The sequence below is a fragment of the Marseilla massiliensis genome (assembly GCF_023336985.1).
Classification (GTDB): Bacteria; Bacteroidota; Bacteroidia; order Bacteroidales; family Bacteroidaceae; genus Prevotella; species Prevotella intestinigallinarum.
Genome location: NZ_JAMBLP010000012.1, coordinates 97,815 through 114,114, shown reverse-complemented (window position 1 = coordinate 114,114; position 16,300 = coordinate 97,815). Strand labels below are relative to the sequence as shown.

Here is a 16,300-nt window from a genome sequence, read left to right as displayed (position 1 = left end):
CTAAAAAGCCCCCTGGATTTATCCAGTGAGCCAACAAAACGACTCAATATCATAATAGAAACCTGCCTGCAGTGAAAAAACAAAAAAGGAAGCCTTTAGTCAGGCTTCCTTTTATCCTCCAAGCGGAAGGTGAGGGATTCAAACCCCCGATACCCGGAAAGGGTATACCGGATTTCGAGTCCAGCGCATTCGATCACTCTGCCAACCTTCCTCATTTTTGCGAGTGCAAAGATACAACTATTTCTTGAAACGACAAAATTATTCGAAGGATAATTTATCCAATTTTTCACGAAGCACCGCCGCCTCCGAATTGCGGATGGAAAATGTCATCTCACAAGTGTTGTCGTATGTCTGGGAAATTATCCTTGGCGACATCTCTTTTACAATGCGCATGACTGAGTTCATCATCACATACGGGAAACTGAATTTTACCAGCTCTTCAACCTGCCTGGTAACTATGGTTGAATCTGCAATTGCGGCGGCGGCGGCCGTGCGGTATGCCACTATCAGTCCGCCGGTTCCCAGGTTCACCCCTCCGTAATACCTGATGACGACAACAAGAACGTCGGTCAGTTCATTGCTGTTAATCTGGCCCAGTATCGGCTTACCGCCTGTCCCGCTTGGCTCTCCGTCGTCATTGGCCCTGAACTGCAGCCGCTCCGCACCCAGCATATAGGCATAACAAACATGCCGGGCATCAAAATATTTTTTACGATATTGCTCTATGATGCCTTTGACCTCGTCAACGTCGGACACATGATGGGCGAAAGCGAGGAACTTACTCCGCTTCTCGGAGTAATATCCCTCGCCTATTTTCGCATCGTCGATTGTCAGATACTCATCTATCATCACGACAATTTATGTACAACCAGCCCCGAACGAAGCTTTGGCTCAAACCATGTTGCTTTCGGGGGCATTATTTTTCCACTGTCGGCAATGTCCATTATCTGCTTCATTGACACAGGATACAACGCCAACGCTATCCGCATCTCACCGCTGTCTACACGGCGTTTCAGCTCATCGAGGCCACGCAGGCCACCGACAAAGTCGATACGCTTGTCGCTTCTCAAATCCTTTATGCCAAGGATTTTGTCGAGTATGAGACGGCTTGATATGTCAACGTCGAGCACCCCTATCGGGTCGGCATCGTCGAACGTACCCGGCTTGGCCACAAGACTGAACCAGTGGCCGTCAAGGTAAAGCGAAAACTCATGCAATCGAGACGGACGGTAGGCGTCGGTGCCTTTGTCTTCAACTACGAAATCTACAGACAAAGCCTTGAGGAACTCATCTGCAGTAAGCCCATTCAAGTCTTTTACCACGCGGTTATAGTCAAGAATGGTAAGCTGCGATGCCTGGAAGCACACAGCCATGAAGTAATTGTACTCCTCATCGCCCCTGTGGTTGGGATTCTGGCGAGCTTTCTCTGCACCGACCAATGCCGCAGCTGCCGACCTGTGATGACCGTCGGCAATATACAACGACGGCATCTTGGCAAACTCCGCCGTAATGGCTTGCATGTCGGCAGGGTCGCTAATTACCCAGAACTGATGGCGGAAGCCGTCAATGGGAGCAATGAAATCATACTCCGGCTCGGTGGCAGCATATCGGTTAATCAGATTGTCGAGCACCTCGTTGTCGGGGTATGCAAAGAACACGGGCTCCATGTTGGCGTTTGTCGCACGCACATGCTTCATCCGGTCTTCCTCTTTGTCACGCCGTGTAAGCTCATGTTTCTTTATCACACCGTTGAGGTAATCGTCTACATAAGCCCCGACCACAAGCCCGTATTGGGTCTTGCCGTTCATAGTCTGGGCATAAATGTAATAGTGCTCGTCCTTGTCCTGCACAAGCCATCCGTTGCGTTGGAATGCCTCGAAGTTCTCGGTGGCCTTGCTGTAAACACGAGGGTCGTATTCACTCGTGCCGGGTTCAAAATCGATTTCGGGCTTAATAATGTGGTAAAGGCTCATTGCGTTGTCGCCGGCCTCTGCCCTAGCCTCTTCTGAATTGAGCACATCATACGGACGCGACTCTACTTTCTCAACAAGTTCCTTGGGAGGGCGCAATCCCCTGAATGGTTTTATCGTTGCCATAAGCCTGCTATTTATTTACCTGGAAACGGGTGTCACCTGTCGCAAAGAATGCATTTATCTGGCGTGCAGCAGCGATGCCGGCATTGGTGTTTGCCTCGGCTGTCTGGGCACCCATCTTTTTCGGCGTGCTGAAATAGCGGCCCTCAAACTTTGCAAAGTCTGCATCTGCATCAGGCTTTATGTCTGTAATGTACTTCAAGTCGGGGCGCTCTTCCATAAGTTTCAGCAATCCGGCCTCGTCGATCACTTCCTTACGGGCTGTGTTGACCACAATGCCCCCCTTCCTCATCTTGCCTACAAGGTCATGGTTTATGCTGCCCTTTGTCTCAGCCGTAGCCGGGATATGGAGCGAAACGATGTCGCACAGCTCAAACAACGCCTCCTGGCTGTCAACAGCCTTCACGCCTGCGTCTTCAATTGCAGACTTGGGGCAATAGGCATCATAAGCATAAATGTCCATGCCGAAGCCCTTGGCTATGCGCGCCACGTTGCGCCCGACATTGCCAAACGCCAGTATTCCCAACTTCTTGCCAAGCAATTCGGTGCCCGACTTCCCGTTATAGAAATTGCGGACTGCATAGACCAACAGTCCAAAAACAAGCTCCGCAACAGCATTCGAGTTCTGTCCGGGAGTGTTCTCCACCACTATATTCTTTTGCTTAGCGTATGCAGTGTCAATTGAATCATAACCAGCACCGGCCCTGACCACAATCTTCAATTTCCCGGCGGCATCGATTACAGCCGGCGTAACCTTGTCGGAGCGCACAATCATAGCGTCGGCATCCTTGACAGCATCCAACAGCTGAGACACGTCAGCATACTTTTCCAACAACACACACTCGTTGCCTGCACTTTCAATTTCTTCCTTGATGCCTTTCACTGCCTCAGCTGCAAAAGGCTTCTCTGTTGCTACCAGTACCTTCATAGCATTTGTGTTTTGAAATTAAACTATAGTGGAGCCGCAACAGTCACATATCCCATGCCATGTCCTGCCGCGACTCCACATATTTTATATTGCCCGTATCGGGCCGGTGAGTCAATGGCTTGCCTCAAACTCCTTCATGCACTGCACAAGCGCATTGACGCCCTCTATGGTCTGTGCGTTGTAGCAGCTTGCACGGAATCCGCCCACACTGCGGTGGCCCTTGATGCCTACCATGCCCTTTGACATGGCATACTCCAAGAACGGCTTCTCGAGTTCGGCATACTCATCGTTCATAACGAAGCAGATGTTCATAAGCGAGCGGTCTTCCTCCTTAACCGTTCCGCGGAACAGCTTGTTCCTGTCTATCTCGCCATACAATATTTCTGCCCTCTCGTGTGCGAGCTTGTCCATCGCCTCGAGGCCTCCGTTGTTCTTCAACCAGCGCAGGGTTTCGAGAGCGCAATATATCGGCACCACGGGCGGAGTGTTGAACATCGACCCCTTCTCAACGTGTGTACGGTAATCAAGCATTGTAGGTATCTGGCGCGGAGCGCGGCCCAACTTCTCGTCCTTAACGATGACAAGTGTCACGCCGGCCATTGCCAGGTTCTTCTGTGCGCCGGCATAGATGCAGTCATACTTGCTTACATCCACCGGACGGCTAAATATATCTGAAGACATATCGGCTATCATCGGCACCGGAACATCGAGATCTGTGCGTATCTCGGTGCCGAAGATAGTGTTGTTCGTAGTCACGTGCAGATAGTCAACGTCGGTAGGACACGACCAACCTTTCGGAATGTAGGTAAAGTTACTCTCTGCCGACGAGGCCACCTCGACCACCTCACCGAAAAGCTTCGCCTCTTTTATGGCCTTCTTCGACCAAGTGCCTGTATTGAGGTAGGCAGCTTTCTTAATGAGGAAGTTGTAAGGCACCATGCAGAACTCCAATGAAGCGCCACCGCCCAAGAACAAAACGGAATAGCCCTCAGGTATCTGGAGCAACTCCTTGATAAGTGCTACAGCCTCGTCTACTACAGGCTGGAAATCCTTTGCCCTATGGCTTATCTCCATGAGCGACAGACCAGAGCCGTTGAAATCGAGACATTGCTTAGCTGTATTCTCAATAACTTCCCTCGGAAGTATTGACGGACCGGCATTAAAGTTGTACTTCTTCATGTTGCTGATAGTTTTTTAGTTAATGACTACTTTGATTTCTATCTGTGTGCGAAGATACGCTTTTTATTTCATTCGGCAAAATTATTTCAGAAGAATATTAACATACTGCGAGCTTTTTATTAGTGTCTTTGTAACCTCTCACCCTGCTGTAGCGACTGTGTGCGCATACAAAAATTAATATTTACAACGTGCTTATGCACAATGTCAAAAATCTGGCCTTAAATCCTCAAACAGGCCACTTTGATAGACCAAACGGCACGAACGTGCAGACGAAACGGGCCGTATGGCAGCATAAAATGACCCGAAACACAACGCATTGTGGCACAAGCTGTTATGCCAACAGGCCGGCATGGTAATAATATATTACAACAAACCCAGGCTAGACCGCACGGCCTGGCCTGGGTAAAACATGCTGCGGGCAGGGGCTTACCTGACCACCTCGACTATAGTCTTGATGCCTTTAATCTTTTCTCCACCGGCCATTGAGAGCACTTGGCCCACCTTTTCACGGCTGACGGCCACATAGCAGTAGCGCTCCTTGACGTCAATCCTACCGATGGCGCTGCTGTCCAATCCGCCTTTCTTGCAAAGGAACCCGACGATGTCTCCCTTGCTTATCTTGTCTTTCTTGCCTTTCCCTATATATAATGTCTCCATCTTGGGCTGTGGCACGCCGGGCATTTGCTCGGGCAACGTAATAGGTGAGCACTCTTTTTCCACAAAATCGGGCAAGCTCTCGTCGGGCGAAAGAATGAAAAAAGACTTTCCCGTAGCATCCCAACGGGCCGTACGGCCAACCCTGTGTATGTACGACTCCCTGGTAAGCGGCATGTGGTAGTGTATGATATTGTCGACATCGGGAATGTCCAACCCTCTCGATGCCAAGTCGGTTGACACAAGCACATTTGCACTCCCATTGCCAAACCTGTACAAGGCGGCCTCACGCTCGGACTGTTCCAATCCTCCGTGGAACGCGCTCACGCCAAAGCCCCGGCCGCGCAAATAAGACGCCACGCGCTCAACGCTGTCGCGGTAATTCAGGAATACCATGCTGCTCTGCCGCCCAATCGTGCACAGCAGGTTGCCCAAGGCCTCCAACTTGTCCTTGTCGGCGCTCTTGAGACAATACTGCTCTACGCGCGAAGATATCCCTCCCTCGGAATAATCAACCTTCGCCACGTGGCGCGCGTTTACGAAGTCGGGTATCCTGTCGGCGTCTGTGGCCGACAACAGGAATCGCCTCCTCACCCCCGAGAGCCTTTTTAGCAGCTTTGCCATCTCATTATGGAAGCCCATTTCAAGGCATTTGTCAAACTCGTCAATCACAAGGAAGCGCGCAGTGTACGGCGAGAGGTTGCCTTTGTCAAAATGATCGTTGAGACGTCCCGGTGTGCCAAACACCACATGGGGCGCCACCTGCCTTATGACGCGGTGCTCGTCCATGGCCGGGCGGCCGCCATAGCAGCACACCGTACGTATGTGCAGGCCGAAACGGCCCATTACTTCAGCCGACTGCAACGCCAGCTCTCGGTTGGGCACTATGACCACAGCCTGCACCGCGTCGGACGACACATCTATCATACCGGCCAACGGGAGCATGTATGCAAGCGTCTTTCCCGAACCTGTTGGCGACACTACCACCACGTCGGCATCGGTACCGGTCACCTCCCGGTAGGTGTCAAGCTGCATCTGGTTTAGCCGGGCCATCCCCAGCCTATCCAGTATCTGTTGTATTTCATTAGTCATATTCTATGCTTTTACAGTTCAAGTTCGTAAATCCCGGTCGGTGTCTTTCGCTTCAGCACCACGAGTTCGGCCTCGGCTGCCGCATGGCACGGGCTGTTCTTCAAAGCTGTCTCCACAGTCTTCCGCGCCAGCTCCGGGTGGTTGTTTTCCTCACTCAGATGGCAAAGCCATACGGCGCGCAACTTCTCGGTGGCATTTTCAGCAAGGGCACATGCGCAGTTGCCATTGCTCAGATGGCCGGTGCCGCTCGATATCCTGTGCTTCAAGTACTGAGGGTATGGCCCACCCATTAGCATGTCGTCGTCATAATTGGCTTCCATCACAATATAGTTGGCATCGCCAATCTGGGTTTTCATCTCTTCTGTGACACGCCCTGCATCTGTTATGATGCAAAACACGGTGTCGCCATAAACGATACGGTAGCCAACGTTGTCCAAGCTGTCGTGGGGCACTTCGAAAGGGGTTACCTCAAACTCGCCTATCTTGACCGTCTGGCCTTTCTCCAGGCAACGCACCATGCCGCGAGGCACTTTCTTCTGCACGCAATAGTTGCGCTCTATGCCCTCATGCACTTTCTTTGTGGCATACACCGGCACCTTAAGGTCGATGCTCATGGCACCGACAGACTTTATGTGGTCGGCATGGTCGTGTGTCACAATTATATTATGTATGTTTGCAAGACTAAGCCCATATTCCCTGAAATGTTTCTTCAGGGTGCGAAGCCCGAGCCCGACGTCAATAACCAAGCCATCGGTAGGGGTAAACAAATAATAGCAATTGCCACTGCTACCACTACCAAAGGATATGAATTTCAGCATTTCCAATCAATTTAATACAGATTATCATGAATGTGTCATCAAACAAACTGCGCCGTATTGCCCACCTCACGCCTTTGCAACCATCGCCATACAATCAAGTGTGCGATTGCTTACAGCATACAGTCAGAGACACAGCCATATCAAATGCAAAATTAATCAAAAACGCTGTAATGGCCAAATTAATTTACAAACTTTCCCTTAAAGATGTTTTTCTCGACGCCTACAGTCAAATAAACCATAAAAAATGCGTATATTTGCACTATGACTTCATATTTTGACAAGGCAAAGGCAGTCGTGGCGATGGCCATTGCTGCGGGGCTGCAGCTATCATGCAGCGGTATCTCGGGAGACGAAAAGGAAATGATTGAACACGATGTGCTTGGGTTCTCCGAGGCATATTTCAACTTTGACCTTAAGGGAGCGGCAAGCTACTGCACTGACGACAGCCGGAAGTGGATTAGCTATGTGGCATCTAACATACAAGAAAGCGACATTGAGGCTATGCGATCCAAAGAGTCTGACGCAACGGTAAGCATCGTCGACATAAGCTTCAACAATAGCGACTCCACCGGCACTGCGCTTATAAAGGTAAACAACGCCTTGGTGCTCGATACGATTGGAAAGCCCGGGCACACCGTCGACGAGGCACACTACAGGCTTGACTTTATATGCAAAGAAGGCAAATGCCTCATCAGAATGGCAGGCCCACTGCGAAATGAAAGGTGAGGTCGCGGCTTAACTTGGGATAGGCTATAGGATAATGATCCTTGCCCTCGTAAGCTGGGTTTATCGCTTTCATTCCAAAATCGAAGCGAAGTATGAAGTAATCAAAGTTCAATCGCAACCCCAAGCCATAGCTTACAGCTATCTGCTTCCAAAACTCGTCTATCTTGAATTGCCCTCCCGGCTGGTCGTCATAGTTGCGCAAAGTCCATATATTGCCTGCGTCAATGAACAAAGCCCCATTCAGTTTCCAGAACAGATGGGCCCTGTACTCCATGTTTATGTCTATCTTCATGTCACCGGTCTGGTTGATGAAGTCGATGTTACCGTCGCGCCCGACAAACCGGCCCGGCCCCAGGCTTCGCACACTCCACCCCCTCACGCTATTGGCACCACCCGAAAAGTAGCGCTTCTCAAACGGAAGGATGGTGCTGTTGCCGTAAGGATAGGCTATGCCAAAGCCAAAATGCCACACCAACGAGTTGTTGTAGTCAAACCGAATGTTGCGGGTGAAGTCGAAATCGCCCTTTACATATTGTGCGTAAGCGATGTTGAACAACTTGTATTGGCCCTGTTCGTTCTTAGAAAACCCGAAGGCCTTAGCCCCCAGCCCCAGCACATTGCCAGCGCTTTCTATGTTAGCCTTAATGGCATAAAGCCCGTTATTGTATGTATACCCAAGCCCGAAGCGCATTATGAACAGGTCTTCATAGTTATACCTAAGTATCGCGTTCCTGTTGCTTTCATCCTCGAGGTAGTCGCGCCGGAACGTGTCTGATATCCAAGGCATGAAGACATAGTTGAGATCAATGAGGTCAATCTGGTACCGGTCGTGGTGGTTGGCGTCGCTCCACTTGTACCGCCACGCAACGGAAAGGACTCGGCGGTGGTATTCGGGCCGGTTTTGCAGGTCGTAGAGGAATGACACTTCAGACGTGGCCGTTGTGCGGCGGGTAAAGTTTCCCGACAGGAAGGGGGCTATGAACCGCGGGAACAGCAGGCGCGTCTCAACGCTATACTCTTCGAAATTCTCGTTGGCATAGCCCTCCAAGCCCCGTATGGCTTCGTAAGCCCCGCGCAACTCAACGCTCAACACCTCGGAGCCACGGAACAGATTTCGGTTCTGGTAAGTCAAAGAGGCCGCGGCGCCCAAGTCACCCGCCGTGTTGGTCCCTTCGGGCTGAAAGCTTATGGTGCTCGGCTTGTTGGTGCTCACCTGGATGTCGCAATCGAGCAACAGGCTGTCTGCATTCTCGCGAAACCCAATGTTTGTATACTTCACGGCCTGAAGTCGCCCGAAATGCCCGTAAGTCTTCTGCAAGTCTGCCGCTGAGTAATATTCTCCTGTGCGTATGAAAGTATTGTTTTCCAGCACCGACTGGCGCAGGCGTATGCGCTCACCGTCTGCGTTGCCACTGTAAAAGTTCACACTGCGCACCTTATACCGAGGGTGCAAAGAGTCTGTTCCGGCCGTCCCCCTATAGGGATGCAGCACCAGCGTGAGATCTATCGAGTTGGCGCCGCCCACTGTATCAGCCTCATAAGTGATGTAATCCTTGTTGAACTTGTAAAAGCCATTGTCCACAAGCATGTCTGTGATGCGCTTCCTTTCGTTGTCAAGGCTCTCGACCCTAAACTGCATGCCGGGCTTAAGGCCTTGGTTAACGCTGTCTTCAAGACAAAGCAATTGCGACACCACGGGGTCTTCGACCACATACCTGATGCCCTTTATGTAATAAGGCTGCCCGGTGTGCAATATGTATGTGACGTCTATCTTCTTGCGTTTTTTCTTCGTTGCCACTTCAACGGATGCGCCAAGGTAGCCTTCGTTGTTGAGCTCCGCCTTTAGGTCGGCAGCCGAACGGGCCGTGCGAAGCGAATCGAAAATGACCGGCGGCTCGCCCATCGACTTGAGCACACGGTTTATCCACTTTGTGGTGTCGCGCCCGGACAACGAATATGTAGCCAAAGGTATCTTTACAGTGGAAAACCATCTTGAGTTTCCGTTCTGCCTTACTCGCGCCTTCATCTTGCCCATATCGATGCTGCCATGATTGCCGTCGACCTCTACCTCAACCTTGTCAAGCAGATAACTTCCTTCAGCGACATACTTTGTCTCTGAGCATGAGCATAGAGCGGCAAACAGAAGAATATAATATATGTGTACCTTACAGCGCATTAAAAAAACGATTGGAGTTGCAAAGTTAAAACATTTATCGTAACTTTGCTGAAATTATTTGTTTATTTTTTGTAAAGCTGACAATTATGTTGGAAAAGAACTTGGTTAAGCTCATACGCTCGCTCGAACAAAAGAAATACCGCAAACGCCACAACATGTTTGTTGCCGAAGGCCACAAAGCAGTGGGAGACATGATGAAACGGATTGCCCCCTACAAGATACTGGCCACCGACGAATGGGTATGCCCAGTGGCGCAGACAAGGGCAAACATAGTCAGGATAAGCGAAGAGGAACTCTCGAAGGTCAGTTTCCTGCAACACCCGCAACAGGTCATCGGGCTATTCCCCATTCCGGAGGAAAAGGGAACCGGGGCGCTCGACCCGGAAAACAAGCTGACGCTGGCTCTCGACGGGGTGCAAGACCCTGGAAACCTTGGCACCATCATCAGGCTGGCCGACTGGTTTGGCATCGACGACATCGTTTGCAGCCAAACCACAGCCGACGCCTACAATCCCAAAGTTGTGCAGGCTACCATGGGAAGCCTGGCCCGGGTGAACATCATCTACACCGACCTTGGCGCACTGCTAAGGCAATATGCAGGCCGGGTGCCCATCTACGGCACGCTGCTCGATGGCGAGAGCATATACAAGGCAAGCCTCGGGAGGCATGGTTTCATTGTAATGGGGAACGAAGGCAACGGCATCTCCGAGGACATACGCACCTGTGTCAGCGAAAAACTGCTAATACCCAACTTCTGCAAAACCGACACGGCAGAAAGCCTAAACGTTGCGATTGCAACGGCCATAACGTGTTCGGAGTTCATGAGAAGGCAATAAAAAACGATTAATTGTCTCACGACAACTAATCGTCTATAACCTTAATAATCTAATACCATGAAAAACACATTGCAAAGATAAGTATCTTTTTCAACATAAACAAACGTTTACTTCAATGGTTCCCCATGCCTTAACACTATTTAAATGATGTTCCATCCCAATTAAGCGTTATTGACTTATCAAGTGGTTTTACCTCAATCTTACGGTCTGTGAGGAACACCGGGATGGTCATTTTTATTGTCATGGAGTTGCTTGAGGGCGACAATTCTGCCTCTTTGCAAACACTTGCCGACACGGCCGGAAAGCCATCCGACACGAGCGAATCTGTTGATAAGCAATTATTTACCTTATCTGATTGCAACGGGTCGGGCAAACCATCCACCGCTTTCCATCGGGTGGTATAATAACTGACCACGCTCTCCCTGATGCTGTCGCCGTAGGTGGCTACGAGGCACACCAATGTGCTGTCGGCCCCGCCATTGCCTGGAGCGCAAGGCAAAAGGCGCATCTCGACCGTGGATGCCGGAGTGAGCGTCAATCTCAGGTAGTCGGTGGTTATTGTGTCGAGCCTCGACGTGCCACCAAGGCCATTCTCTACTTTTGCCTGCATCTTGGAATCGATGAAGTCTATCATGTCAAGACGATTGTTCTCCGACAAATATCCCAAAACGGAATCGGGCATATGCTTAAAGACGTCTCTCATGTCCTGTCGTTGTGCCGCTGCATCGAAAGTGGAGAGCACAATGGCAACAAGAACCAAAATGTATTTCATACCTTAATGTCTTAATTTTCAATTAATGTTTTCGGGGCGATGGCGCATCATGCTGATTTACAACAGCTTGCAAAACGGCCCGTTTCGTGTCTCAATATGGGCCGAATCGGAGTGCCAAACAGCCCGTATTGCCGACCCAAACGGCTTGTATGGCTGTTGTTGGCCACTCTGCCTGCATCGAAAACGGACCGCGGCAACGCTGTTCAACGGCAACGCTCATTCGCCCGCAGAAAGATGCATCATCATCACGGCCACCATGGCGGCTGTCTCTGTGCGCAGACGGCTCTGTCCGAGATTCACCGAAACATATCCCGCATCGACAGCCATGCGCACCTCGTCGGGAGTGAAATCGCCCTCGGGCCCTATGAGCACGGTCACAGCTTCCGACACATCGCGACCGCAAAGCTCGTCGTACAAGTAAGTGCGCGGAATCTCCTCGTAGCAGTGGGCTATGAACTTCATGCCGCCACGAGGCTCAGAAACGAATTTGCGAAACGCTGCCATGTCGTTCAACACCGGCTTCCATGCCTTGCGGCTCTGCTTCATGGCCGACACAAGAATCTTTTCGAGCCTGGCCGGCTTTGCCACCCTGCGCTCCGAATTGTCGCAGTTTAGCAACGACACCTCGTCGACCCCAATCTCCGTCACCTTCTCCAGCATCCATTCAGTGCGGTCCATCAGTTTTGTCGGGGCCATCGCTATGTGGTAACGCCCATGCCATTGCGGGAGCTGAGGCATCTCTTCCAACACCCTGTATACACAATGATGGGGCGACGCCACAGCCACCTCTGCCTTGAAGAAAGTGCCCACCCCATCCATCAGCACCATTTCGTCGCCGGGCTTCATGCGCAAAACGCGCACGGCGTGGGATGCCTCGTCAGCCGGCAACTCGGTGGCAGAGGCAGCGTCGGGCACATAAAAATATCTTGTCTCTTTCATATTGTCACTCTACGTCAATGCCGGTCTCTTTCCGGCGGTTAAGCTCGTCTTGTATCTGCGAAGCCAACCGGTAGTCTTCTTCCGAAATGGCCTTCTGCAGCTCTATGGCCAACTTTTTCGTGTCAAGAGTGTTTATCGGTATGGCCAACCTGTCTGCGTGGCCCGCATAGGGCATGCTCTGCACGATGAAAAGGCTTTCCTCCATCATCATGGGTATGTCGCCAACCAACGACAGCAGTATGGCGTCGCTTATCCGTATCGGGTATTCCTGCAGCGTCTCGGTGTCCTGAACCACAGTCTTGTACTCACCGTCTGCCAGGTTGTAAACGCAAATCTCAAACTTGCCCATTCCCACATTGTCGCGTAACATCGACACAAGCACTTCGGGCAACAGGCGCTCAGACACACCCGGCAAGGCTTGACGCAAACCGATCTGATACTTCATCATGCCGTCGCAAACCACGCTCAGGGCCCTGTGCTTGCCTGCGTCGGCCAACTGAACCACGGCCATGCCTTTGCCACCAACCACCTCGGATATGCCGCAATAAACCAAACGCACCTTGTTCATCGGGCCGTCTTATTGCTTTCGGGGTGGAACACCAATGCGAACATGACGCAGACCACAAGGGCATAGCCGGCAAAGATGAACCAGCATGTCTGCCAGTCGCCCACCAGATAGCCGTCGGGCGTCCAAGAACAATAGCGGTTTATTATGGCGCCGGCAGACAGGGTGCCTATGGTAGCGCCCAGCCCGTTGGTCATAAGCATAAACAAACCCTGGCCCGAAGCCCTCATGTCGGGCGGGCATTCGCTGTCGACATACAGTCCGCCTGACACATTGAAGAAGTCAAATGCCACCCCATAGACGAGGCATGACAGTATGAACAGCATGACGCCGGGGAACGACGGGTCGCCAAGGCCGAAAAAGCCGAAACGCAATACCCATGCCACCATGGCTATGAGCATGACTATCTTTATGCCGTAACGCTTAAGGAAAAACGGTATGAGCAGTATGCCTAACGCCTCGGCAACCTGAGAAAGCGAAACGAGCATGGTGGCATTGTTGGCGCCAAAGGTGCCGGCCATCTCTGGTATGCCCTTGAAACTGGTTATGAATGGTGTCGCATAGCCGTTGGTTATCTGCAATGACATGCCCAAGAGCATTGAGAAGATGAAGAAAAGAGCCATGCGCCTGTCCTTGAACAGGCGGAACGCGTCGATGCCGAGCATCTCGGCCACCGAGCGCGATGGCTTTTTCTCTATGGGGCATTGCGGCAATGTCATGCAATAAAGGAACAAGACAACGCTCAGCAAGCCGGATACGAGAAACTGCATATATGTGTACTGGAACTTGCCGGGATTCTCGTCGAGGGTGAAATGGAATCCGTCGGCATCAATGGCTGCGCAATTCACAAACCACATAACGACAATGAAGCCGACTGTACCCAAGACTCTGATTGGCGGGAAGTCCTTGACCGTATCCAGGCCGTGCGACTTCAGTATGCTGAAAGCCGTTGTGTTCGACAATGCCAAGGTGGGCATATAGAAAGCAACGCTCAATGAATAGACTGCTATGAACGTGGCCTTGTCGGGCATGACGTCGTTTCGCCCGATGAAAAACAGGGCTATCATGCTCACACCGGCAAACAAATGGCACAGCCCAAGCAGACGCTGAGGCTGAATGTATTTGTCGGCCACGATGCCCATTATCGTAGGCATGAAGATTGACACGATTCCCTGAATGGCATAGAACCACGAAATCTCGGCTCCCATGCCTGCCCGGCCAAGATAATTACCCATGCAGGTAAGGTAGGCGCCCCACACTGCAAACTCGAGGAAATTCATGATGGCCAATCTTGTCTTTATTCTATCCATATACTTATTCTATTGGTTTTCCGTTGTAATATGCTCTCAACACGCCATGTGCGTCGGTCTTTATGACGGCCGTCCCGCCAAGCCATTCGGTGTATGCCAGCTCTCCGTCAATCTCATAGCAGCCAACCACCTCGCCTCCTGCAAGCTCTATCGCGCACAACCCAAGCTCGCCTGCATCGGTGATTGCCTTGTGCACCGCTATGCGTCTGCGTCTTCCTGTCATCGCGCTCTGAGTGGTTGGGCTTTCAGCAGGGCTGGCCTCTTGGGCATAGTGTCGGCCAGCTTGGCGCCGTTTGGCACTGCCCTCACCTGCATAGTGTCGCGACTGGCCCGCACACTGTCTGTGGCCACGGTGGCCACAGACACTTCTTCCGGGTGGAAGCGCACCAACTGAATCTGGCTGATGAACATCAGCTTGAGCGTATGCGAGTTGTCGTCACCCCTGTTTAGGTAAATAAAACCTTTCATGGACTTTATGCCGTGGTTACGGTCTCCCGGAACCCGCAACTGTGATATGCCCGAAACACCCACGTGGCATGAATATGCCGCAGTGCTGTCATTGTCGTAATGCACGGCAATGTAGGCCACGCCGTCTTTCGTGCCCGACTGGTAGAGGAAGTCGGTCATGAAATTAAACAGAAACGAATCGCCGCGCTTGAATGTCGAATCGGCCTTCAACTCGAAGGAAAGCCTGTTATACGGCGCCACTGGCATGAGCACGGCCGACGGTGACTCGCGCCATATGTCGGCCGTATCTCCGTCTGCCTTGAGCTTTGAATACTTGTTTATATCGCCGACCGAGGCCCCAAGGCTCATGGCTTCGTTGCCTATACGCTCCGACAACTGGACGTAAATGCCATACAAGCGGTCGGCGTTGGAATAATAATATACCAACGACGAGTCAAACTCGGCCTCGGTGACGCCATGCTTCTTGAGCACAGCGTAATAATAAACGTTTTTGTTATAAGAGTTCTTGTCATAGCTCAGACCTTGCCCGGCCATTGCCTGCGTGATATAGTAATCGTACAAGATGTCTTCCATCTCGTCGGGCTGGATATACTCATCAGGCACTGTGGGCTTGCACGACAGCACTAAAACCGTCAGCAACAAGCACATGGCTAAATGCGCCAACGGCTTACGGGATGCATGTTCACGGCTGGTCTTCATCTATTTACATCCTTAGGCTTTAACGAAATGTGGCTGATTTCACGGCGATAAAACAGGAGCAGCCATACCACACCCACGCTGATGCTTGCGTCGGCAACGTTGAACACGGGGCTGAAAAACACGAAATCCTCTCCACCAACCATCGGCATCCACTGAGGCCACGTGGAAACTATCAGCGGAAAATAAAACATGTCGACCACCTTTCCGGTAAGGAACGATGCGTAACCCGAACCGAATGGCACGAAGTAAGAGGTGTAATCCACTGATGATGCATTGAAAATCAAGCCGTAAAACATGCAGTCGATGATATTGCCGATTGCCCCCGCCATTATCATGGCAAGGCAAACGACATAACCGGTGCGGGCATGCTGCCTAACCTGAAGATACAGATAATAACCTATGAACGATATGGCTACAATCCGAAACAACGAAAGGGCGACCTTGCTGCCTATCTCCATGCCATACGCCATGCCGTTGTTCTCGATGAAACAAATCTTGAACCAATCGGTTATCGTGATGGTCTCATGAAGTGTCATGTGGGTTTTGACCCAGATTTTCAAGACCTGGTCAACTAAAAGAATGGCTATAATGATAAGTATAGCCATTCTTCCTTTCGTCAATACACCTTTATTTTCACTCATTTCTTACGGTTCTGCTTCGACTCGACACTAAGTGTTGCATGGGGCACAGCACGCAAGCGTTCCTTGGGGATGAGCTTGCCTGTAATCCTGTCGACACCGTAAGTCTTGTTTTCAATACGTACAAGCGCTGCCTCCAAGCCCTGTATGAACTTCTGCTGCCTGCTGGCCAGCTGGATGAGCTCTTCCTTTGTCTGGGTGGCACTGCCCTCTTCAAGTATCTTGTATGTTGGGGAAGTGTCGTCCACATCGTTTCCATCCTGATTCATAAGCACGCTCATCATCTGCTCATAGTCGCGGCGAGCCAATGCAAGCTTGTCGTTAATGATAGCCCGGAACTCTTCAAGCTCTTCGTCGCTATAACGTGTCTTCTCTGCCATAATAGTATTGTTATGTTTGTTAAGAAT

At 51.1% G+C, this 16,300-nt stretch carries 17 protein-coding genes and 1 tRNA gene; 2 read left to right on the top strand and 16 right to left on the bottom strand.

Features of this window, described 5'->3' with window-relative positions:
• Positions 1-123 precede the first annotated feature (123 nt).
• The 7 genes from M3089_RS09850 to M3089_RS09820 all read right to left on the bottom strand — a co-directional run bounded on the left by M3089_RS09850 (position 124) and on the right by M3089_RS09820 (position 6,764).
• A tRNA-Ser gene (locus M3089_RS09850) sits at positions 124-211 on the bottom strand.
• 47 nt (positions 212-258) lie between these two features.
• Positions 259-849 (bottom strand): IMPACT family protein, encoded by a 591-nt coding sequence (locus M3089_RS09845; protein WP_249083780.1) that lies wholly within the window; start codon positions 847-849, stop codon positions 259-261.
• Entirely contained in the window at positions 849-2,096 is a 1,248-nt protein-coding gene (locus M3089_RS09840; protein WP_249083778.1) for a DUF1015 domain-containing protein, read from the bottom strand. The genes M3089_RS09845 and M3089_RS09840 overlap by 1 nt, the downstream gene beginning before the upstream one ends.
• Positions 2,097-2,103: 7 nt before the next feature.
• Entirely contained in the window at positions 2,104-3,021 is a 918-nt protein-coding gene (locus M3089_RS09835) for a 3-phosphoglycerate dehydrogenase (RefSeq protein ID WP_205109715.1), read from the bottom strand.
• 111 nt (positions 3,022-3,132) lie between these two features.
• Positions 3,133-4,200, bottom strand: coding sequence for a 3-phosphoserine/phosphohydroxythreonine transaminase (gene serC, locus M3089_RS09830; protein ID WP_205109713.1), 1,068 nt, complete (start codon positions 4,198-4,200; stop codon positions 3,133-3,135).
• A 426-nt stretch (positions 4,201-4,626) separates the two neighbouring features.
• The gene (locus M3089_RS09825) at positions 4,627-5,946 is read right to left on the bottom strand and encodes a DEAD/DEAH box helicase (RefSeq protein ID WP_249083777.1); all 1,320 of its coding nucleotides are present in this window, start codon (positions 5,944-5,946) and stop codon (positions 4,627-4,629) included.
• 11 nt (positions 5,947-5,957) lie between these two features.
• Positions 5,958-6,764, bottom strand: a complete 807-nt coding sequence (locus M3089_RS09820) for an MBL fold metallo-hydrolase (RefSeq protein WP_249083773.1) — start codon at positions 6,762-6,764, stop codon at positions 5,958-5,960.
• Positions 6,765-7,025: 261 nt separating this feature from the next.
• On the opposite strand from M3089_RS09820, the gene M3089_RS09815 reads away from it, so the two are divergent.
• A complete protein-coding gene (locus M3089_RS09815) occupies positions 7,026-7,490 on the top strand; it encodes a hypothetical protein (RefSeq protein ID WP_205109707.1) in 465 nt (154 codons plus the stop codon).
• Here the strand turns inward: M3089_RS09815 and tamL are convergent.
• A complete protein-coding gene (tamL, locus tag M3089_RS09810) occupies positions 7,456-9,666 on the bottom strand; it encodes a translocation and assembly module lipoprotein TamL (RefSeq protein WP_249083772.1) in 2,211 nt (736 codons plus the stop codon). The genes M3089_RS09815 and tamL overlap by 35 nt on opposite strands.
• A gap of 86 nt (positions 9,667-9,752) precedes the next feature.
• Between tamL and M3089_RS09805 the strand changes: the two genes are divergently transcribed.
• Entirely contained in the window at positions 9,753-10,502 is a 750-nt protein-coding gene (locus tag M3089_RS09805) for an RNA methyltransferase (RefSeq protein ID WP_249083771.1), read from the top strand.
• A 136-nt stretch (positions 10,503-10,638) separates the two neighbouring features.
• Here M3089_RS09805 and M3089_RS09800 read toward each other — a convergent pair whose 3' ends face one another.
• The 8 genes from M3089_RS09800 to M3089_RS09765 form a co-directional block, all read right to left on the bottom strand.
• A complete protein-coding gene (locus M3089_RS09800; RefSeq protein ID WP_249083770.1) occupies positions 10,639-11,274 on the bottom strand; it encodes a DUF3256 family protein in 636 nt (211 codons plus the stop codon).
• 216 nt (positions 11,275-11,490) lie between these two features.
• Positions 11,491-12,213 (bottom strand): 16S rRNA (uracil(1498)-N(3))-methyltransferase, encoded by a 723-nt coding sequence (locus M3089_RS09795; RefSeq protein WP_249083769.1) that lies wholly within the window; start codon positions 12,211-12,213, stop codon positions 11,491-11,493.
• 4 nt (positions 12,214-12,217) lie between these two features.
• A complete protein-coding gene (locus tag M3089_RS09790; RefSeq protein ID WP_249083768.1) occupies positions 12,218-12,781 on the bottom strand; it encodes an excinuclease ABC subunit B in 564 nt (187 codons plus the stop codon).
• Complete coding sequence (locus tag M3089_RS09785; RefSeq protein ID WP_249083767.1) at positions 12,778-14,088, bottom strand: MFS transporter; 1,311 nt, start codon at positions 14,086-14,088, stop codon at positions 12,778-12,780. The genes M3089_RS09790 and M3089_RS09785 overlap by 4 nt, the downstream gene beginning before the upstream one ends.
• Positions 14,089-14,092: 4 nt before the next feature.
• Positions 14,093-14,311, bottom strand: a complete 219-nt coding sequence (locus tag M3089_RS09780) for a hypothetical protein (protein ID WP_249083765.1) — start codon at positions 14,309-14,311, stop codon at positions 14,093-14,095.
• Positions 14,308-15,195 carry a DUF4296 domain-containing protein gene (locus M3089_RS09775; RefSeq protein WP_249083764.1) on the bottom strand — a complete coding sequence of 296 codons (888 nt, stop codon included), beginning with the start codon at positions 15,193-15,195 and terminating at the stop codon, positions 14,308-14,310. Before M3089_RS09775 ends, M3089_RS09780 begins: the two co-directional genes overlap by 4 nt.
• A gap of 56 nt (positions 15,196-15,251) precedes the next feature.
• The gene (locus tag M3089_RS09770) at positions 15,252-15,896 is read right to left on the bottom strand and encodes a lipoprotein signal peptidase (protein WP_249083763.1); all 645 of its coding nucleotides are present in this window, start codon (positions 15,894-15,896) and stop codon (positions 15,252-15,254) included.
• A complete protein-coding gene (locus tag M3089_RS09765; RefSeq protein ID WP_205109691.1) occupies positions 15,893-16,273 on the bottom strand; it encodes a TraR/DksA family transcriptional regulator in 381 nt (126 codons plus the stop codon). The genes M3089_RS09770 and M3089_RS09765 overlap by 4 nt, the downstream gene beginning before the upstream one ends.
• Positions 16,274-16,300 lie beyond the last annotated feature (27 nt).